This is a genomic window from bacterium, assembly GCA_035308905.1.
Taxonomy (GTDB): Bacteria; Sysuimicrobiota; Sysuimicrobiia; order Sysuimicrobiales; family Segetimicrobiaceae; genus DASSJF01.
The window spans coordinates 1-16,865 of record DATGFS010000080.1; the positions used below are offsets into that span (position 1 = coordinate 1).

15 protein-coding genes are annotated in these 16,865 nt (G+C 70.7%); 14 read left to right on the plus strand and 1 reads right to left on the minus strand.

Features of this window, described 5'->3' with window-relative positions; genetic code table 11:
* The first annotated feature begins 246 nt into the window (after positions 1–246).
* From VKT83_19325 to VKT83_19380, 12 genes are all read left to right on the plus strand, one after another.
* A complete protein-coding gene (locus tag VKT83_19325) occupies positions 247–600 on the plus strand; it encodes a DUF1292 domain-containing protein (protein HLY24625.1) in 354 nt (117 codons plus the stop codon).
* Positions 601–659: 59 nt separating this feature from the next.
* Positions 660–1,157: a YqeG family HAD IIIA-type phosphatase gene (locus VKT83_19330; protein HLY24626.1), complete on the plus strand. Its 498-nt coding sequence runs from the start codon at positions 660–662 to the stop codon at positions 1,155–1,157.
* On the plus strand, positions 1,154–2,236 hold the full coding sequence (locus tag VKT83_19335) for an aminopeptidase P family protein (protein ID HLY24627.1): 1,083 nt from the start codon (positions 1,154–1,156) through the stop codon (positions 2,234–2,236). The genes VKT83_19330 and VKT83_19335 overlap by 4 nt, the downstream gene beginning before the upstream one ends.
* 148 nt (positions 2,237–2,384) lie before the next feature.
* On the plus strand, positions 2,385–2,945 hold the full coding sequence (gene efp, locus VKT83_19340) for an elongation factor P (protein HLY24628.1): 561 nt from the start codon (positions 2,385–2,387) through the stop codon (positions 2,943–2,945).
* Between the two features lie 132 nt (positions 2,946–3,077).
* Positions 3,078–3,350 carry a 30S ribosomal protein S15 gene (gene rpsO, locus VKT83_19345; GenBank protein ID HLY24629.1) on the plus strand — a complete coding sequence of 91 codons (273 nt, stop codon included), beginning with the start codon at positions 3,078–3,080 and terminating at the stop codon, positions 3,348–3,350.
* Positions 3,351–3,444: 94 nt separating this feature from the next.
* The gene (locus VKT83_19350; GenBank protein HLY24630.1) at positions 3,445–5,787 is read left to right on the plus strand and encodes a polyribonucleotide nucleotidyltransferase; all 2,343 of its coding nucleotides are present in this window, start codon (positions 3,445–3,447) and stop codon (positions 5,785–5,787) included.
* Between the two features lie 52 nt (positions 5,788–5,839).
* The gene (locus VKT83_19355; GenBank protein HLY24631.1) at positions 5,840–7,132 is read left to right on the plus strand and encodes a pitrilysin family protein; all 1,293 of its coding nucleotides are present in this window, start codon (positions 5,840–5,842) and stop codon (positions 7,130–7,132) included.
* Positions 7,119–7,928 carry a 4-hydroxy-tetrahydrodipicolinate reductase gene (gene dapB, locus VKT83_19360; GenBank protein HLY24632.1) on the plus strand — a complete coding sequence of 270 codons (810 nt, stop codon included), beginning with the start codon at positions 7,119–7,121 and terminating at the stop codon, positions 7,926–7,928. Before VKT83_19355 ends, dapB begins: the two co-directional genes overlap by 14 nt.
* A 63-nt stretch (positions 7,929–7,991) precedes the next feature.
* A complete protein-coding gene (locus VKT83_19365; GenBank protein HLY24633.1) occupies positions 7,992–9,020 on the plus strand; it encodes an aspartate-semialdehyde dehydrogenase in 1,029 nt (342 codons plus the stop codon).
* A gap of 197 nt (positions 9,021–9,217) precedes the next feature.
* Positions 9,218–10,111: a 4-hydroxy-tetrahydrodipicolinate synthase gene (gene dapA / locus VKT83_19370; GenBank protein ID HLY24634.1), complete on the plus strand. Its 894-nt coding sequence runs from the start codon at positions 9,218–9,220 to the stop codon at positions 10,109–10,111.
* A gap of 195 nt (positions 10,112–10,306) precedes the next feature.
* Positions 10,307–10,735, plus strand: coding sequence for a hypothetical protein (locus tag VKT83_19375; protein HLY24635.1), 429 nt, complete (start codon positions 10,307–10,309; stop codon positions 10,733–10,735).
* Positions 10,736–10,862: 127 nt separating this feature from the next.
* Entirely contained in the window at positions 10,863–11,468 is a 606-nt protein-coding gene (locus VKT83_19380) for a uracil-DNA glycosylase (protein HLY24636.1), read from the plus strand.
* Here the strand turns inward: VKT83_19380 and VKT83_19385 are convergent.
* On the minus strand, positions 11,465–12,190 hold the full coding sequence (locus VKT83_19385) for a divergent polysaccharide deacetylase family protein (GenBank protein ID HLY24637.1): 726 nt from the start codon (positions 12,188–12,190) through the stop codon (positions 11,465–11,467). The genes VKT83_19380 and VKT83_19385 overlap by 4 nt on opposite strands.
* Before the next feature lie 401 nt (positions 12,191–12,591).
* Between VKT83_19385 and VKT83_19390 the strand changes: the two genes are divergently transcribed.
* Together VKT83_19390 and VKT83_19395 are read left to right on the plus strand one after the other, a co-directional pair.
* Positions 12,592–14,226, plus strand: coding sequence for a ribonuclease J (locus VKT83_19390; GenBank protein HLY24638.1), 1,635 nt, complete (start codon positions 12,592–12,594; stop codon positions 14,224–14,226).
* Between the two features lie 53 nt (positions 14,227–14,279).
* Positions 14,280–16,841, plus strand: a complete 2,562-nt coding sequence (locus VKT83_19395; protein ID HLY24639.1) for a DNA translocase FtsK — start codon at positions 14,280–14,282, stop codon at positions 16,839–16,841.
* Positions 16,842–16,865 lie beyond the last annotated feature (24 nt).

The window sequence follows — 16,865 nt, forward strand, 5'->3', positions numbered from 1 at the left end:
ACGCGGCCCTCGATGACCTGCACCAGGACACGTGCTCGTTGTTGCTCCCTCCGGCTCATTGTGACTCTCCCCTTGGTCATGGTGCCAGGGTGACAGAATCACTGAGCCATTAAGGGGTGACAGAATCATTGAGCTATTACACACACGCCCGCGCGCGTTGACACCCGTTCGACGCGGGTGTTATCCTCTGTGTGCCCCGCGATACTGTCCGCGGGGCACGTAGCACATTTGGCCAGGAGGTCCCGGGTGGGCGAGAACGAGGATGTCATCACCCTGCTGGACGAAGAGGGCGTCGAGCATGAGTTCAGCATTGTGGATGTCCTGGAAGTCAGCGATCAGCGGTACGCGATTCTGCAGCCGCTCGAATCCGGCGAAGAGCCCGACACCGCGGTGATCTTCCGGATGGAGGGCGACGCCCTCGTCACCATTGAGGACGACGCCGAGTTCGAGCGTGTCCGCGCCGCCTTCGAAGCGGAGGCCGACGCGCCGGACGGCGAAACCGGCCCGGCGGGAGGCAACGGCGCCGGCGAGGTCGCGCCGAGTTCCGGCAACGGGGTCGACCTGCCGCCCGGCGATCACGACAGCAGTCAGTCGCACTGACGGGCCGCGGCTTAGATGACAACGTTGCCGGCGAGTTCGCTGTAAGGCGGTCCGACGGCATGGGTCGATGGCTGCGGCCGGACGCCCAGGCCGATTCGATCTACGCGATTGACCCGTCCGCGCTGCGTGCCCGCGGCATCCGGGGCGTGATCCTCGATCTCGACAACACCATCGTCCCGTGGGGCGCGTGGGACGCCCCCCAGGCCCTCGGTCCCTGGATCGCCGCGGCGCGCGCGGTCGGTCTTCGCCTTTGCATCGTCAGCAACAACGCCGGCGCCCGCGTCGCGCATCTCGCCGCGGCCCTCGACCTGCCGGCCGTCACCGGTGCGTGGAAGCCGCGCCGCCGGGCGCTGCGCCGCGCGCTCGGCATGATGGGGACGGGGCCGGAGGCGACGGCGCTCATCGGCGACCAGGTGTTCACCGACGTGTTGGGCGGCAACCGCCTCGGCCTTCATACGATTCTGGTCCATCCTCAGAGCCGGCGCGAGTTCCCACTGACGCGCATCACGCGCCTCGCCGAACGGCTGATGGTCGGGCTCAAACGGAGGCGGGCATGATCACCGTGGCGGCGGATCATCTCGAGCGCACGCGGGCGTACCTCGCCGCGGCGGCCGCCGACGCGCTCCTCGTGGCGCGCCCCGAAAACCGCCGGTACGTGACGGGGTTCACCGGGTCGGCCGGGCTGGTTGCGGTCACGCCGTCCGAGGCGCTGCTCGCGGTCGACTTCCGGTATTACGAGCAGGCGGAGTCGCAGGCGCCGGCGTGCCGCGTGATCCGGGGCGGCGCCGACCCCGCGAAGGCGCTCGCCGACGCGGTGAAGACCCTCGGGCCGGCGCGCATCGGATTCGAGTCGGAATTCCTGCCGTACGCGCAGGTCGAGCGGCTGCGCGAGCGGTTCGCGCCCGCGGAGCTCGTGCCGCTCGCGGACGTCGACCGGATTCGCTGGGTCAAAGACGATGCCGAAGTCGCCGCGATCGCGCGGGCGGGGGAGATTGCCGACGCGGCGTTCGAGCGTTTGCTCGAGGTGCTGCGGCCGGGCATGAGCGAGCGCGACGCGGCGCTGGAGCTCGAAATCGCAATCCGCCGGGCGGGCGGCGAGCGGCTGGCCTTCGACACCGTCCTCGCCAGCGGCCCGCGCGGGGCGCTGCCGCACGGCCGCGCGACCGATCGGGTCATGGAGCGCGGCGAGTTCGTGACGGTGGACTTCGGCGCCGTCTTCGATGGCTACGTCTCGGACTGCACGCGCACCGTCGCCCTTGGGACGGCCGATGCGCGTCAGCGCGAGGTGTACGATCTCGTGCTCGCGGCGCAGCGCCGGGCGCTCGAAGCGGTTCGGCCGGGAGTGGCGTGCCGCGACGTCGACGCCGCCGGCCGCGCGGTGATCGCGTCCGCGGGCTTCGCCGAGGCGTTCGGGCACGCGATGGGGCACGGGATCGGGCTCGACGTGCACGAGGGGCCTCCCGTGTCGCCCCGCTCGGACGCGGTCCTCGAACCCGGGATGGTCGTGACGATCGAGCCGGGGATCTATCTGCCGGGGTGGGGCGGTGTGCGGATCGAGGACGCGGTCGTGGTCGCGGACGGCGCCCCCCGCATCCTGACTCGTCTCTCGAAGGATTTGATCCTGCTGGCTTCCTGAGGCGGACGGCGGCCGGGTGCTCTGATTTTATGGTGGCCGCCGCGGAGCGGAAGCCGTTGACAGCCGCGAACGAGGGCGGGTACACTGCCTACGGCCCGGAGCAAACGGAGAAAGACCGGCGTGCCGGCTCGGATAGGGTGATACCAGCGTGATCTCCTCGAACGACTTTCGTCCCGGCGTTCACGTCCTGCTGGACGGCGATCTTTACGCGATCGTCGAGTCGCAGCATGTCAAGGTGGGCCGGGGCCCGGCGTACGTCAAAGCCAAGATCCGCAACACCAAGACCGGGTCGATTACCGAACGTACGTTTCGCGCCGGCGAACGCGTGCCGCTTGTCTACCTCGAAAAACGGACGATGCAGTATCTCTACGGCACCGGCGACGAGTACGTCGTCATGGACAAGAACAGCTACGAACAGCTGACCCTCGGCCGCGAGCTTTTCGGCGACGCGGTGCGCTTTCTCCGCGAGAACCTCGATGTGACCGTGGTGTTCCACGGGGAGACGCCTATCGCCGCGGAGCTGCCCAATTCGGTGGACCTCAAGATCGTCGAGACCGCGCCGGGCGTACGCGGTGATACGGTGAGCGGCGGCAGCAAACCGGCGACGCTCGAAACCGGCGCGGTCGTCCAGATCCCGCTGTTCGTCGAGACCGGGGAGACCATCCGCGTGGACACCCGCAGCGGGAGTTACGTCGAGCGCGTCCGCTGACCGCCGGCCGAGGTCCGCTGGCTTCCCGGCGTTCTCCTATGTTACAATCGGGTCGTTGTACGGGCGGGGACATGCGTAGCTCCGGCGGTGTCCCGGCCCGGCGGCACACTATTTAATGGAGGTGGAGCACGTATGAGCCCTGAGCCCGCGGGCGGCGCCGGGATTGCCGTCGACGAGTTCCGGCGCCACGCGACCGACAGCGGATCGCCGGACGTCCAGATCGCCCGGCTGACCGAGCGCATCAACCATCTCAGCGAGCACCTGCGCGTTCATCAAAAGGATTTCCACTCCCGCAGGGGCCTGCTCAAAATGGTCGGCCAGCGGCGCCGTCTCCTGACCTACCTGAGCGCCCACGACCTCGCGCGCTACCGCGCGATCGTGGAGCGGCTCGGGCTGCGCCGGTAGCCACGCCGCGGGTACCGGCCTGGCCCCGCCGGGGGGGAGCGTATACTCCGCCCCAGGGGCGCCGTTTCCGCAAGCGGATGATGAGGAGGCTTGAATGGCAACCGAAGTGACCGAAGTACGAACCGGCCGGGTCTCGCTCGAGGTCGGTGGAAAGACACTCTCCCTTGAAACGGGGCGCCTGGCGCGGCAGGCCGACGGCGCCGTGGTCGTGCGATGCGGCGATTCGATGGTGCTCGTCACGGCCACGATGTCGGCCGGGCCTCGAGAAGGCATCGACTTCTTCCCCCTGACCTGCGACTACGAAGAGAAGATGTTCGCCGCCGGGAAAATCCCCGGCGGTTTTTTCAAGCGCGAAGGCCGTCCGGGCGAACGCGCCACGCTGACGGCGCGCCTCATGGACCGGCCGCTCCGGCCGCTCTTCCCGAAGGGCTTTCGCAACGACGTCCAGGTCGTCGCGACCGTGCTCAGCACGGACATGGAGAACACCCCCGATATCCTGGCCGTCGTCGGCGCCGGGGCGGCGCTGGCCATTTCCAGGATTCCGTGGGCCGGGCCGATTGCGGCGGTCCGCATCGGTCTCGTGGACGGCCAGTTTGTGGTGAACCCGCCGCTGCGCGCGATCGACGAGCGGACGACCGATCTCGATCTGATCGTCGCCGGCACCGCGGAGGCCGTCACCATGGTGGAGGCCGGCGCGCGCGAGGTGCCCGAGGCGCGGGTGCTCGAGGCGCTCGACCGGGGCCACGCGGAGATCCGGCGGATCATCGAGGCGATCAACGATCTCGTCCGCCAGGCCGGCCGGCCGAAGGTCACGCCGGTGATCGCCGGGCCGCCGGAGGAGATCGCGCAGGCCGTGCACGCCTCCGCCGCCGGGCGTCTGGCGTCCGCGCTGCGCTCCGCCGACAAGCATGCGCGGGAGGACGCCGTCGCGCAGGTCATGGCCGACGTCCAGACGGCGCTTGCCGCGCAGTTTCCGGCGCAGCACAAAGCGATCGGCGAGGCGCTCGACACGCTGATCAAGAACGAAGTGCGGCGCATGATCCTCGACGAAGGCGTGCGCACCGACGGCCGGACGCCGACGCAGATCCGGCCGCTGTCCGCGCAGGTCGGACTCCTGCCGCGCGCCCACGGCTCCGGCCTGTTTGAGCGCGGCCAGACGCAGGTGCTGACCGCGGCGACGCTCGGCACGGGGCAGGACGAGCAGATCATCGACGACCTCAGCACCCGCGAGCGGAAACGCTACATGCACCACTACGACTTCCCGCCCTACAGCGTTGGCGAGGCCCGGCCTATGCGCTCGCCCGGCCGGCGGGAGATCGGGCACGGCGCGCTCGCGGAACGGTCGCTCGAGCCGGTGCTGCCGCCCGAGGAAGAGTGGCCGTACACGATGCGGCTCGTCTCGACCGTCCTGGAGAGCAACGGGTCCACCTCGATGGCGTCGGTGTGCGGGAGCACGCTCGCCCTCATGGACGCCGGTGTGCCGATCCGCAAGCCGGTCGGAGGTATCTCGATGGGCCTGATCACCGGGCCCGAGGGCGACCCCGGCTCCGCGGGGCGGGACGGCCCGCGCACCGCCGTGCTGACCGACATCCAGGGCATCGAAGACGCGATGGGCGACATGGATTTCAAGGTCGCCGGCACGCGCGACGGCATCACCGGACTGCAGCTCGACATCAAGATCAAGGGCTTGAGCCGTGAGATCTTCGAGCGCGCGTTCGCGCAGGCGCGCGACGCCCGGATGACGATCCTGGACGTGATCGAACGGACGATTCCGCGTCCGCGCGCGGAGATGTCGCCGTACGCGCCGCGGATCACGACGATCATCATCAATCCGGAGCGCATTCGCGAAGTGATCGGTCCCGGCGGCAAGATCATCAACAAGATCACGTCGGAGACCGGCGTCAAGATCGACATCGAGCAGGACGGGCGCGTGCTGATCGCGTCCGCGGACGGCGAGGCGGCCGCCCGCGCGCAGCGGATGATCGAGGATATCGTGCGCGAGGCCAAGCCCGGCGAGACCTACCACGGCCGGGTGACGCGCCTGATGAACTTCGGCGCGTTCGTCGAGATTTTCCCGGGCAAGGAAGGGCTCGTGCACATCTCCGAGCTGTCGCACGAACGCGTGGCGCGGGTGGAAGACGCGGTCAAGGTGGGCGACGAGGTCGACGTGAAGGTCAAGGAGATCGACAACCTCGGCCGCATCAACCTCTCGCGTCGGGCGCTGCTGCCGCGCCCGGAAGGGCTGCCGGCCGACGCGTCCCCCGAGGGCGAGGGGACGCACGCGGAGCGGTCCGGTTCGGACCGTCCCGGTTCGAGTCGATCGGGCTACGACCGGGGCGGGCGCGACCGCGATCGCGATCGGCGGGGCGGACGGCACCAGGGCGGGCCGCGCCACGATCGAAAGCCTTCCGACGGCGGCGCGCCGGGAGGATCGTGATCCCATTGCATCCAGGCGCGCGCGAAGCCTCCGCAAGGAGGCTTCTTCATTAATGGCCGTTGATCCGGGGCCGTACCGCCGCGCGGTGCTGCCGAACGGCCTCGTGGTCGTCACCGAGCCGATGGCCCATGTCCGCACGGTGTCGCTCGGCGTGTGGATCGACGCGGGGTCGCGCTACGAGGACGCGCGGACGATGGGCGTGTCCCACTTTATCGAGCACGCGCTCTTCAAGGGGACGACGAGCCGCTCCGCGCTCGCGATCGCGCAGGAGATGGACGCGCTCGGCGGCCACCTGAACGCCTTTACGGACCGGGAGCACACCTGCTTCTACCTCCGCGTCCTCAGCGATCATCTCGAGGCGGCCCTCGGCGTGCTCGCGGACATGGTGCTGCATCCCGCGCTCGAGCCGGGCGCGATGGAACGCGAGCGGCAGGTCATCCTGGAAGAGATCGCGAGCTACGAAGACGCGCCGGACGACCTCGTGCACGACGTTTTCGCCGCCGCCCTGTGGCCCGGCCATCCCCTCGGCTGGCCCGTGGCCGGGAGCGCGGCGAGCGTCGGCGGCCTCGGCGCGCGGGAGCTGCGCGCGTTCATGGAGGCGCGGTACCGGCCGGGGGTCGCGCTCGTCGCCGCGGCCGGCCAGCTCGAGCACGACGAGATCGTAGACCGGATCGGCCGCGCCCTCGGCGTGTGGAACGGCGCGGCGCGTCCCGCCTCGCTCACCACGCCGGCGACGCAGCGCACCGCCGCGTTCCGGACAAAAGATGTCGAGCAGGTCCACCTCTGTCTCGGCGCGCCCGCCCTGCCGCAGGCCCACCCGGACCGGTACGCGATGGCGGTCCTCGAGACGGCGCTCGGCGGCGGCATGAGCAGCCGCCTGTTCCAGGAGATCCGCGAGGAGCGCGGGCTCGCCTACTCGATCTCCGCCTACCACGCCCCCTACCGCGACACCGGGGCGTTCGTGGTGTACGCGGGCACGAGCCCCGCCGCGTGCGTCGACGTGGTGCGCCTCACGGCCGGCATCCTCGGCGAGGCCCGGGCCGGACTGCCGTCGGACGACATCGCACGGGCGAAGGCGTCGCTCAAAGGCGGCCTGATGCTGGACCTGGAGACGCCCGGGAGCCGGATGTCGAAGCTCGCGCGGTCGGAGCAGTACTTCGGCCGCCAGTTCACGCTCGACGAAATTCTCGTGGACGTGGACCGGGTCACGGAGGCGGACGTGCGGCGCGTCGCCGGCACGGTGCTCGCGCCGGCCGCGTTCACCTTCGCGGCCGTGGGGCCGTTCGACCAGTACCGCGAGCTGCGGAGATCGCTCGAGGAGGCGGTGCGTGATGGCGATGCATAGGGTGGTCGTGGCCGGCGCGGCGGGGCGGATGGGCCGCGCCGCGATCCGCACGATCGCGCGCCGCGACGACATGACGCTTGTGGGCGCGCTCGGACGATCGACCGCCGTCGGGCAGGACGCCGGGACCGTCGCCGGCGCCGGCGTCCTCGGCGTGGCGGTCGGCGCCGATCTCGGGCAGATCTTTCTCGTCGCGCGGCCGACGGTGCTGGTGGACTTCAGCCACGGCGACGCCGCGGTCGCGCACGCCGAGGCGGCGCTCGATCATCACGTGCCGGCGGTGATCGGGGCGACCGGGCTGTCGGCGGAGGGTCTCGCACGCCTCAAGGCGCGGAGCGCCGCGGAGGAGACGGGCGTGCTGCTCGCGCCCAATTTTGCGGTCGGCGCGCTCCTGATGATGGAGTTCGCGCAGCGCGCGGCGCGGTTCTTCCCGCACGTCGAGATCACAGAGCTGCACCACGACCGCAAGCGCGACGCTCCGTCCGGGACGGCGGCGCGGACGGCGCGCCTCGTCGCCGCCGCGCGCGGGGCGGCGGCGCCCGCGCCGGCGGTGCAGGAGACGGAGCAGGTCCCGGGCGCGCGGGGCGGGGTGATCGACGGGATCCACGTGCACAGCGTCCGGCTCCCGGGCTTGGTCGCGCATCAGGAAGTGCTCTTCGGCGGCACGGGGCAAACGCTGCTGATCCGGCACGACTCGGTGAGCGAAGAGTGTTTCATGCCCGGCGTCGTGCTGGCGATTCAAAAGGCCGGGACGCTGCGGACGTTCGTGGAAGGCCTCGAGCACCTGCTCGACGCGTGACGTGCGGGCTCGAGACCGGCGCGCCGCGTGCGGCGCGTCCCGAGGGTAGCGGGGGTGGAGGGAATGGCGGCAGGCTATCGGGTGGCGGTGGTAGGGGCGACCGGCGCGGTCGGGCGCGAGGTGCTGCGGCTTCTGGAGTCGCGGCGGTTCCCGGTGGGCCGGCTGCGGCTCGTGGCGACGCAGCGCTCGGCCGGACGGCGCATCGGGCCGCACGTCGTGAAGCCGATCGCGCCCGAGGTGTTCGACGAGGTCGACGTGGCGATCTTTGACACGCCGGACGAGGCGGCCAAGGAATGGGTGCCGGTCGCCGCCGCCCGAGGCGCCTGGGCGATCGACAACTCCGCGGCGTTTCGGATGGCGGACGACGTGCCGCTCGTGATCCCGGAAGTCAATGCGCACGCGCTGCGCCGGGCGCCGCGGCGCATCATCGCCAACCCGAACTGCACCACCGCGACCGTGGCGGTGCCGCTCGCGCCGCTGCACCGGGCGGCCCGCCTGCGCCGGCTGATCGCCTGCTCGTACCAGTCCGCGTCCGGCGCCGGCCAGCGCGGCCTGGATCAGTTGTGGGCGGAGCTCAAGGAAGCGGCCGCCACCGGCCGGGCGCCGGAGGCCCCGCGCGGCGAGGTCTCGCCGAAGCACCCGATGGCGCTCAACATCATTCCGGCCGTCGGCTCGCTGCGCGGCGCGCACACGAGCGAAGAGGTCAAGATGCAGGCGGAGCTGCGGAAGATGCTCGAGGCGCCCGATCTCGTCTGCGGCGCGACCTGCGTCCGCGTGCCGACGCTGCGCGCCCACGGCGTGGCGGCGCACGCCGACTTCGCCGAGCCGTTGTCCGCGGAGCGCGCCCGCGAACTGCTGGCCGGGGCGCCCGGCGTGGAGGTGGTGGACGATCCGGCCGCGGGAGACTTTCCGACCGCGATCGCGGCCGCGGACCGCGAGCCGTGCTACGTCGGCCGGATCCGGATCGACGCCGCGGGGTGCCTCGCCTTCTTCGCCGTGGCAGACAACCTCTGGAAGGGCGCGGCGCTCAACACCGTCCAGATCGCGGAGACGCTCGTGCGCGACGGGCTGCTGACGCCGGCGCGCGCCTGACGCGCAAGATTCTCGACGGTTCTTGAAGGAGGCGCCGCCTGGAAGACGGAACGTCTCCTGCGACGCCGGCTTTAATTACATGGTGGCCGGCGCGTTTTGGCCCGCGCCGCAGGCCCAGGGTCGGCCGGCACATATCGCCGGCTAGTCCCGTAAAGGGGCGACGGCGGGTCGACATCACACGCAAGGGGGTGACCGGGATGGCGGACTTCGGACGCGTGATCACGGCGATGGTGACGCCGATGGATAAGTCCCTCGCGGTCGATTACGCCAAGGCGGCGGCCCTTGCGACGCGCCTGGCGGACCAGGGCTCGGACGGGCTGGTGGTGTGCGGGACCACCGGCGAGTCGCCGACGCTCAGCGACGAGGAGAAGATCCGCCTGTTTCACACGGTGCGGGAGGCCGTGGCCGCGCGCACCGCGGTGATCGCCGGCACCGGCACCTACGATACGGCGCACAGCATCCACCTGACGAAGGAGGCCGAGAAGGCAGGCTGCGACGGCGTGCTGCTTGTGAACCCGTATTACAATAAGCCGTCGCAGGAGGGCCTGTACCGGCACTTCCGGGCCGTGGCGGAGAGCACGCGCCTGCCCGTGATGCTCTACAATATTCAGGGCCGCACGTCGGTCAACTGCGAGCCCGCGACGATCGCGCGCCTCGCCGAGGTGCCCAACATCGCCGCCGTCAAGGAGGCGAGCGGCAGCCTCGACCAGATGTCGCAGATCCGCAAACTCACTCCGCCGTCGTTCCGGCTCTACAGCGGCGACGACAGCCTGACGCTGCCGCTGCTCGCCGTCGGCGGGCACGGCGTCGTGAGCGTCGCGGGGCACATCGCGGGGCGCGAGATCAAGGAGATGATCCTCGCGTTCGCGTCCGGCGACGTCCGGAAGGCGCAGGCGCTCCATTTCCGGCTGTGGCCGCTGTTCAAGGTGCTCTTCATCACCACGAACCCGACCCCGGTGAAGGCGGCGCTCGCGATGGCCGGCTTCGACCCCGGCGGGCTCCGCCTGCCGTTGGTCGAGGTGACGCCGAACGAGCGCGAGCAGATCGCCACGGTGCTGAAGGACCTCGCCCTGGCCGCGGTGCCGGCCTAGCGGCGTCCCGTTCCGCCGGCGCGGATTCGTCCGGCCGTCTTCACACTTTGTCTTCACACTCTCTGTCTTCACACTTATGCTTTTTTGGAACCATACCGCTGTCCCCGGCGCTAACTGGGCATTACAAATGGCGACATCAGATCTGTTCGGGGGGCGCGGGTGAAGATGAGGGGGATCGGACGGAACGCCGTTCGTATGCTGGTGGTGGCTCTGGTCGCGATGGCGGTGGCGGCTCCGGGATTTGCGCCGCGCGCGTCGGCGCAGCCGGGCGCGTACACCGGGCTCGTTATTCTTGTGCGCACGATCCATCTCGACCGGTCGATCAGCCCGGCCGTGCTGACGCCCGCGGGCGAGATCGTCTACGGCCGCGGCTGGTGGAAGCCGGGCCAGCTCAACGATGACTTCGCCGAGCACTACGGGATCGTCGAGTACGCGCCGTCGCTCCAAAGCGCGAGCCGCGTGGGGCCGCGGCCGCTGGTCGTATTCGCGATCGGCGTCAGCGGACCGGTGCTCTCGAACTTCAAGACCGACGTGGTCGTGAGCGATGAGGACGCGCTGCGGATCCGCGACGCGAATACGCGCAGCCGGTTTCTGCAGCAGATGCGGGTCGCTTTCGTCAACTAGCCGATGGCCCATCGTTTGAGCTACTAGGCGATCGCAGACCTCGGCGCGTTCTGATCGAGGAAGGGCGGCCTCCGCTGGGACCGCCCTCTTCGTTTTCTTCCCGCGCCGCTCCGGTTATGATGTGGGCGTGGACCGGGGGAGCAGGGAACAACGGCTCGCGGCGCTCCGGCGCGGCGTCGCGCGGTGCCGCCGCTGTCCGCTGTGGCGGGGCGCGACCCACGCCGTGGCCGGCGAAGGAAATCCCAACGCCGCGGTGATGGTGGTCGGCGAGGGTCCCGGCCGCCAGGAGGATCTCAGCGGCCGGCCGTTTGTGGGGCGCGCGGGGCGTCTCCTTGAGCAGCTGCTCGCGCACGCCGGCCTGCGGCGCGAGGATGTCTACATCACGAACGTCGTCAAGCACCGGGCGGCCACACCCGGCACGCCGAGGCGCGACCGGCCGCCGCTATCGGGCGAGATCGGCGCGTGCCGCTCCTGGCTGCTGGAGCAGATCGAGATCCTTCGTCCCCGCGTGATCGTCACGCTCGGCCGGCACGCCCTGGCCGCGTTTCTGCCGGCCGCCGCAATCGGGGACTGCCACGGGCGCCCCCAGGCCCACGACATCTGCACCATTCTGCCGCTCTATCATCCCTCGTATGCCCTGCACAATCCGGGGGTACGGCCGCTGCTATTCCGGGACGTCGCGGCGCTCCGGGCGCTCGCCGCGGATCGGCGCGCGGGCGGGTCCTCGTCCTAGGGGTGGGCCGCGGCGACGAACCGGGTGATCGGCACAAAGACGACGCCGGCGTCGTCAAACTCGGCGAGGTGGCGCGCCACGATTTCGGGCGCCCCGGTCGTGATGTGCGCGCCGGCGATCGCCCAGCCCTGACGAACGGCGGTTCGCAGCAGTGCCCGAACTTTGGCATCCATATCGGTGGGAGGATCATCGAGGTACGTTGTGACCAGTACCGTTTTCATGCCGGCGGCCCGCGCAACGTCGAGAGCGACCGAGCGCGGGGTCGTCCGGTTCTCCTGGAACCACAGGCCGCGCGCCTTGAGAGCTTTCATTACCGCGGTCATGACGCGGCGGTCGGCCGTCGCGCGCGAGCCGGCGTGGCTGCTGACGCCGGCGACACCCGGCACGGAATCGAGATCCCCGGCGACCGTGCGGGCGATCTCTGCGTCGGTCATGCGCACCCAGACGATGCCGCCGACGGGGCCCACATCGGCCGCGTTGATCGACTCCAACGGCAGGTGCAGCATCGGCGTGAGGCCGTGTGCGGCCGCGTCACGCACGATCTGCGCGGAATAGCGCTGGTGGGGAAAAATGCCGAGCCCAAACGGCCGGCGCATCGCGTAGATCGTTTTGAGGTCGTCCAGGCTCGCGCCGGCGTGCTCGAAGACGATCGCGACTTGAGGGTGCGCGGCGCCGGTACCCGCTCGAGGGCACAGCCCGAGCAGTCCCGCGACGATCGCCACCACGCACGCCCTCCGGACCACTGATCGTACCCTATCGTTGGAGACGGGGTCGTGTCAAACGGTCGATCCCGGCCGGGTCTGCGCGGGGTAACGCCACGCGCGCGACGAATGAGGTGAGCGTGACTTCAGAGCCGCAGGGTGGAGTGAGGGGCGAACGGCGCCCCGACACGGCTTCGCAACCAGGCACCTCGCGCCGCCGCCGCCGTCGGGGGCGGGCACCGGGCGAGCGTGGTCCCGTTCCCCAGCGTCCGTCCCCCGCGTCGCCTCCGGCGGCAGCGCCCGTATCCCGGCAGACGCAGCCCCGCGAGGGCCGCGCGTCTGCGCGCCCCGACGGCAGCCGTGCGAAGGCCGCGCCGGGCCCGGCGCCGCGCGGGCCACAGCGCCGCGCCCCGGGCGGTCCTGTGCTCGAAGTGATCCCGCTCGGCGGGCTCGGCGAGATCGGCAAGAACTGCACCGTCGTGCGGGTCGGCAGCGATTGTCTCGTCATCGACGCCGGGTTGATGTTCCCGGACGAGGAGGATCTGGGCATCGACTTCGTGATCCCGGACTACCGCGCGTTCGAGCAGGCCGGGACGATCCACGGCGTCGTGCTGACGCACGGCCACGAGGATCACGTCGGAAGCCTCCCGTATCTCCTGCGCGCGGCGCCCGTCCCGGTCTACGGGATGCCGCTGACACTCGGGCTCGCGCGCCGCCGTGTGGAAGAGACGCCGGATACGCCGGCGATGCAGGAGGTCGTCTGCGAGACACGCCGGCCGTTCCGGGTGGGACCCTTCGAAGTCGAGCTGGTCCACGTCAACCACAGCATCCCGCAGGCGTGCGCGGTCGTCGTGCGCACCCAGGCCGGCACGCTCGTGTCCAGCGCGGATTTCAAGTTCGACCAGACGCCGATCGGCGAGCCCCCGACCGATTTTGCGCGTCTGGCAGAGATCGGGGAGCAAGGCGTCCACCTGCTGTTGATGGATTCGACCAACGTCGATCGGCCGGGGTACGCGCCGTCCGAGCGGGTGGTCGGTACGGCGATGGACGAGATCGTGGCACGGGCGCAGGGCCGGGTCTTACTGACGACCTTCGCGAGCAACGTGCACCGGCTGCGGCAGGCGTTGGACACGGCCGCTCGCCACGGGCGCAAGGTGGCGGTGGTCGGGCGCAGCATGGTCGATACGGTGCAGATCGCCGCCGACCTGGGCATTCTCCGGATCCCGCGCGGCGCCGTGGTGCCGGTCGACCAGCTGAAGGGGCTCGCGGACGCGCACGTGATGATCCTGACGACCGGCAGCCAGGGCGAACCGATGTCGGCGCTGAGCCGGATGGCCACGGGGCAGCACCGCGCCGTCGCGATCAAGGCCGGCGACACGGTCATCCTGTCTGCGACGCCCATCCCCGGCAACGAAGGCATGGTCGCGCGGACGATCGACCAGCTGTACCGCCAGGGCGCCGAGGTGCTGCACGGCGGCCCGGTGCACGCCTCCGGGCACGCCTGCCAGGAAGAGTTGAAGTTGATGCTGACGCTACTCCGCCCGCGGTATTTTCTTCCCGTGCACGGCGAGTACCGCCACCTGGTCCATAACCGCCGCCTGGCGGCGTCCGTCGGAATACCGGAGGAACGCAGCCTGGTAGCGGAGAATGGGCAGGTCATCGCCGCCTCGGCGGACCGGCTGGTTCGTACGGGGTCGATCGAGGCCGGGTCGGTGCTGGTGGACGGTCTCGGCGGGGTCGGCCCGATCGTGCTGCGGGACCGGCGTCAGCTGGCGAAGGACGGGGTCCTGATCGCGCTCGTGGTGATCGAGCGGCAGACCGGCGAGCTGCTCATGCCGCCGGACATCGTGTCGCGTGGCTTCGTCTATATGCGTGAGTCCGGCGATTTGATCGAGGAGTGCAAGAAGCAGATTGTGGAGGTGGTCGCCCGGTGCCACGAGCGCGGCACCACGGAGTGGGCGGCCGTCAGGTCGGCGATACGGGAGGCTCTGGGACGGTACCTGTTTGAGCGGACGCGCCGGCAGCCGATGATCCTGCCGATGCTGGTTGAAGTGTAGCACCCGTCGTCGAACGCTCGTCGTCGCATTCATCGCAGCCTAGGAGGCCGCCAGTGCCGAAGCACAAGGCGTCCCACTCCGGATACACGAGGGCGGTAGGCGCGGCGCTCATCGCGCTTGCGTTCCTCGTCGCGGTCAGTCTCTTCCCGCACCAGAGCGCGCTCGCTCCGCGGTTCGTGGCCGCGCGCGCCGGTCAGGCGTTCGGGTTTGGAATCTGGTTCCTGCCGTTCCTCTGCCTGCTCATCGGTCTCATCATCGTGGTCCGCCGGAATTTTGCCTTGGGCGCCCGCGTGTGGGGGCTGCTCGCCGGGTACGTCGTGGCGCTCGTCGCGCTGCATCTGCGGTACCCTGCCGGGCGAGAACTGGTCGCGGCTTCCGGCCGGAAAGGCGGCGGCTACGTCGGCGCGATCCTCTCGGTGGCGCTCCGCCGCCTTACCGGCGAACCCGGCCTGTGGGTCGCGACGGTCGGCGGCGCCGCGGCGGCGCTCGTGCTGCTGTGGGGCGTCTCGCTCGACGAACTCGGGCGACTCTGTCTGACGGTGTTTCTCGCCACGGGCCAGGCCGCCGCCCGCGCGTGCCGGACGGCCGCGGCCTGGTGTGGCGGCGCGCTGATGTGGCTCGGCCGGGCGGCCGTGTGGCTGGTGCTTGTGACCCTGGCCGGCCTGCGCACCGCCGGCCGGCTGCTGTGGCAGGCCGTTGCCGCCGTCGCTCCGGTCGTCGGCCGGGCTGCCGTGTGGGCGGCGACGGCGGCGTCCACGGTCGTCCGGCGCGTTCGGGATCGGGTCCGGGAGGCCCGCGAGTCCACGGCGTCCCCGCTTGTGCCCCGCGCCTCCGTCACGCATGCCGTCACGGTGAGCGAGGCGTCCGCGGCAACACGGCCGGAGGCGCCACCTTCGGCCTTGCTGGAATTGGAGGCGGAAGCCGAGGCCCCGGGTGCGGAGTCTCATGAGCCGGGCGCGGAACCGGCCGCCGCGGATGAGTCGGCGGTTGCCGGCTCACCGTCGAGCGCCGAGGCCGGGGGGGCGCCGGAGACGCCCGCCGCCTCCAAGCGCCCGAAGCGGCGCCGCTCCAACGTCGCGCAGGAGGCCCTGCCGTTCCCGGTCGAGCCGCGCCGCGCGTACGTGGTGCCCGACCTGTCGCTGCTCGACGCGTTTGCCGCGAAGGCCAAGGCCGGCAAAGTGGACCCCGAAGAGGTGGCCCGGAACCTCGAGCGAACGCTCGCGAGCTTCGGCGTCGAGGCGAAGGTGATCCGGTGGGAAACCGGACCGGTCGTGACCCGGTACGAGCTTCAGCCGGCGCCCGGCGTCAAGGTCCAGAAGATCACAAGTTTGCAAAACGACATCGCGCTGTCGCTGGCGGCGAGCAGCGTGCGGCTCGAGGCGCCGATCCCCGGCAAGTCGGCGATCGGCGTCGAGCTGCCCAACGAGCGCCCGAGCCTCGTGCACCTGCGCGAGATTCTCGCGAGCGACGAATTCGTACGCGCGCCCTCGCCGCTCGCCGTCGGGGTCGGGAAGGGGATCGCCGGGATGCCGATCGTCGCGGACCTGGTCCAGATGCCGCATCTCTTGATCGCCGGGGCGACGGGCGCCGGGAAAAGCGTCGCCCTCAACTCCATGATCGCGAGCATTCTCTTTCGCGCCACGCCCGAGCAGGCGCGGTTTCTCATGATCGATCCGAAGCGCGTCGAGCTGACCAACTACAACGGCATCCCCCACCTGTTGAGTCCGGTGGTGACGGGCGCCCGGGAAGCGGCCGCGAAGCTCCGCTGGGCGATCCAGGAGATGGAGAGCCGCTATGAGATGTTCGCGAAGGACGGCGTCCGGAACATTCAGGCGTTCAACGCCAGCCACCCGGACCGTCCGCTGGCGTTTATCCTCATCATCATCGACGAGCTCGCGGATCTGATGATGGTCGCGCCGGCCGATTTCGAAGAGATCATCTGCCGCCTCGCGCAGATGACCCGCGCGACCGGCATTCACCTGCTCGTCGCGACGCAGCGGCCCTCCGTCGACGTCATCACCGGGCTCATCAAAGCCAACATCCCGTCGCGCATCGCGTTTTCGGTGTCGTCGCAGGTCGACAGCCGGACGATCCTCGACCACCCCGGCGCCGAGAAGCTGCTCGGCCGGGGCGACATGCTCTTCTCGCCGCTCGGGGCGAGCCGGCCGACGCGGGTGCAGGGCGCGTTCATCAGCGACGCGGAGACGGAGCGGCTCGTGCAGTTCTGGCGGACGCAGGGCGAGCCCGCCTACGTCGACGCGCTGCTCCACGCGACGGCCGACGGGGCGGGGGAGGACTCCGCCGGCAACGCCGACGCGCTGCTCGCCGACGCGGCGCGGCTCGTGGTGCGGGCGGGCTACGCGTCGGTGTCGCTGCTCCAGCGCAAGATGCGCATCGGGTATGTGCGGGCGGCGCGTCTCGTCGACCAGATGGAGGAGAAGGGCATCGTCGGGCCGTCCCAGGGATCAAGTCCGCGGGAACTGCTGGTGGGCCTCGACGAGCTGGAACGGGTCCTGCGCACCGGCGCGCGCGGCGACGCGGACGATGCAGGGGATCACCCCGCCGCGGCGATGGGCCGGGCGCGCGCGGCGGCCGTCGCGGAAGACGCGCCGTAACGAGGCGACGAGCGACACGCTCGT

Coding starts and splice junctions, on each gene's coding strand:
- VKT83_19330 (HLY24626.1), top strand. CDS start 660: ATGGGTCGATGGCTGCGGCCGGACGCCCAGGCCGATTCGATCTACGCG.
- VKT83_19335 (HLY24627.1), top strand. CDS start 1,154: ATGATCACCGTGGCGGCGGATCATCTCGAGCGCACGCGGGCGTACCTC.
- rpsO (HLY24629.1), top strand. CDS start 3,078: ATGAGCCCTGAGCCCGCGGGCGGCGCCGGGATTGCCGTCGACGAGTTC.
- VKT83_19350 (HLY24630.1), top strand. CDS start 3,445: ATGGCAACCGAAGTGACCGAAGTACGAACCGGCCGGGTCTCGCTCGAG.
- VKT83_19355 (HLY24631.1), top strand. CDS start 5,840: ATGGCCGTTGATCCGGGGCCGTACCGCCGCGCGGTGCTGCCGAACGGC.
- dapB (HLY24632.1), top strand. CDS start 7,119: ATGGCGATGCATAGGGTGGTCGTGGCCGGCGCGGCGGGGCGGATGGGC.
- VKT83_19365 (HLY24633.1), top strand. CDS start 7,992: ATGGCGGCAGGCTATCGGGTGGCGGTGGTAGGGGCGACCGGCGCGGTC.
- dapA (HLY24634.1), top strand. CDS start 9,218: ATGGCGGACTTCGGACGCGTGATCACGGCGATGGTGACGCCGATGGAT.
- VKT83_19375 (HLY24635.1), top strand. CDS start 10,307: ATGCTGGTGGTGGCTCTGGTCGCGATGGCGGTGGCGGCTCCGGGATTT.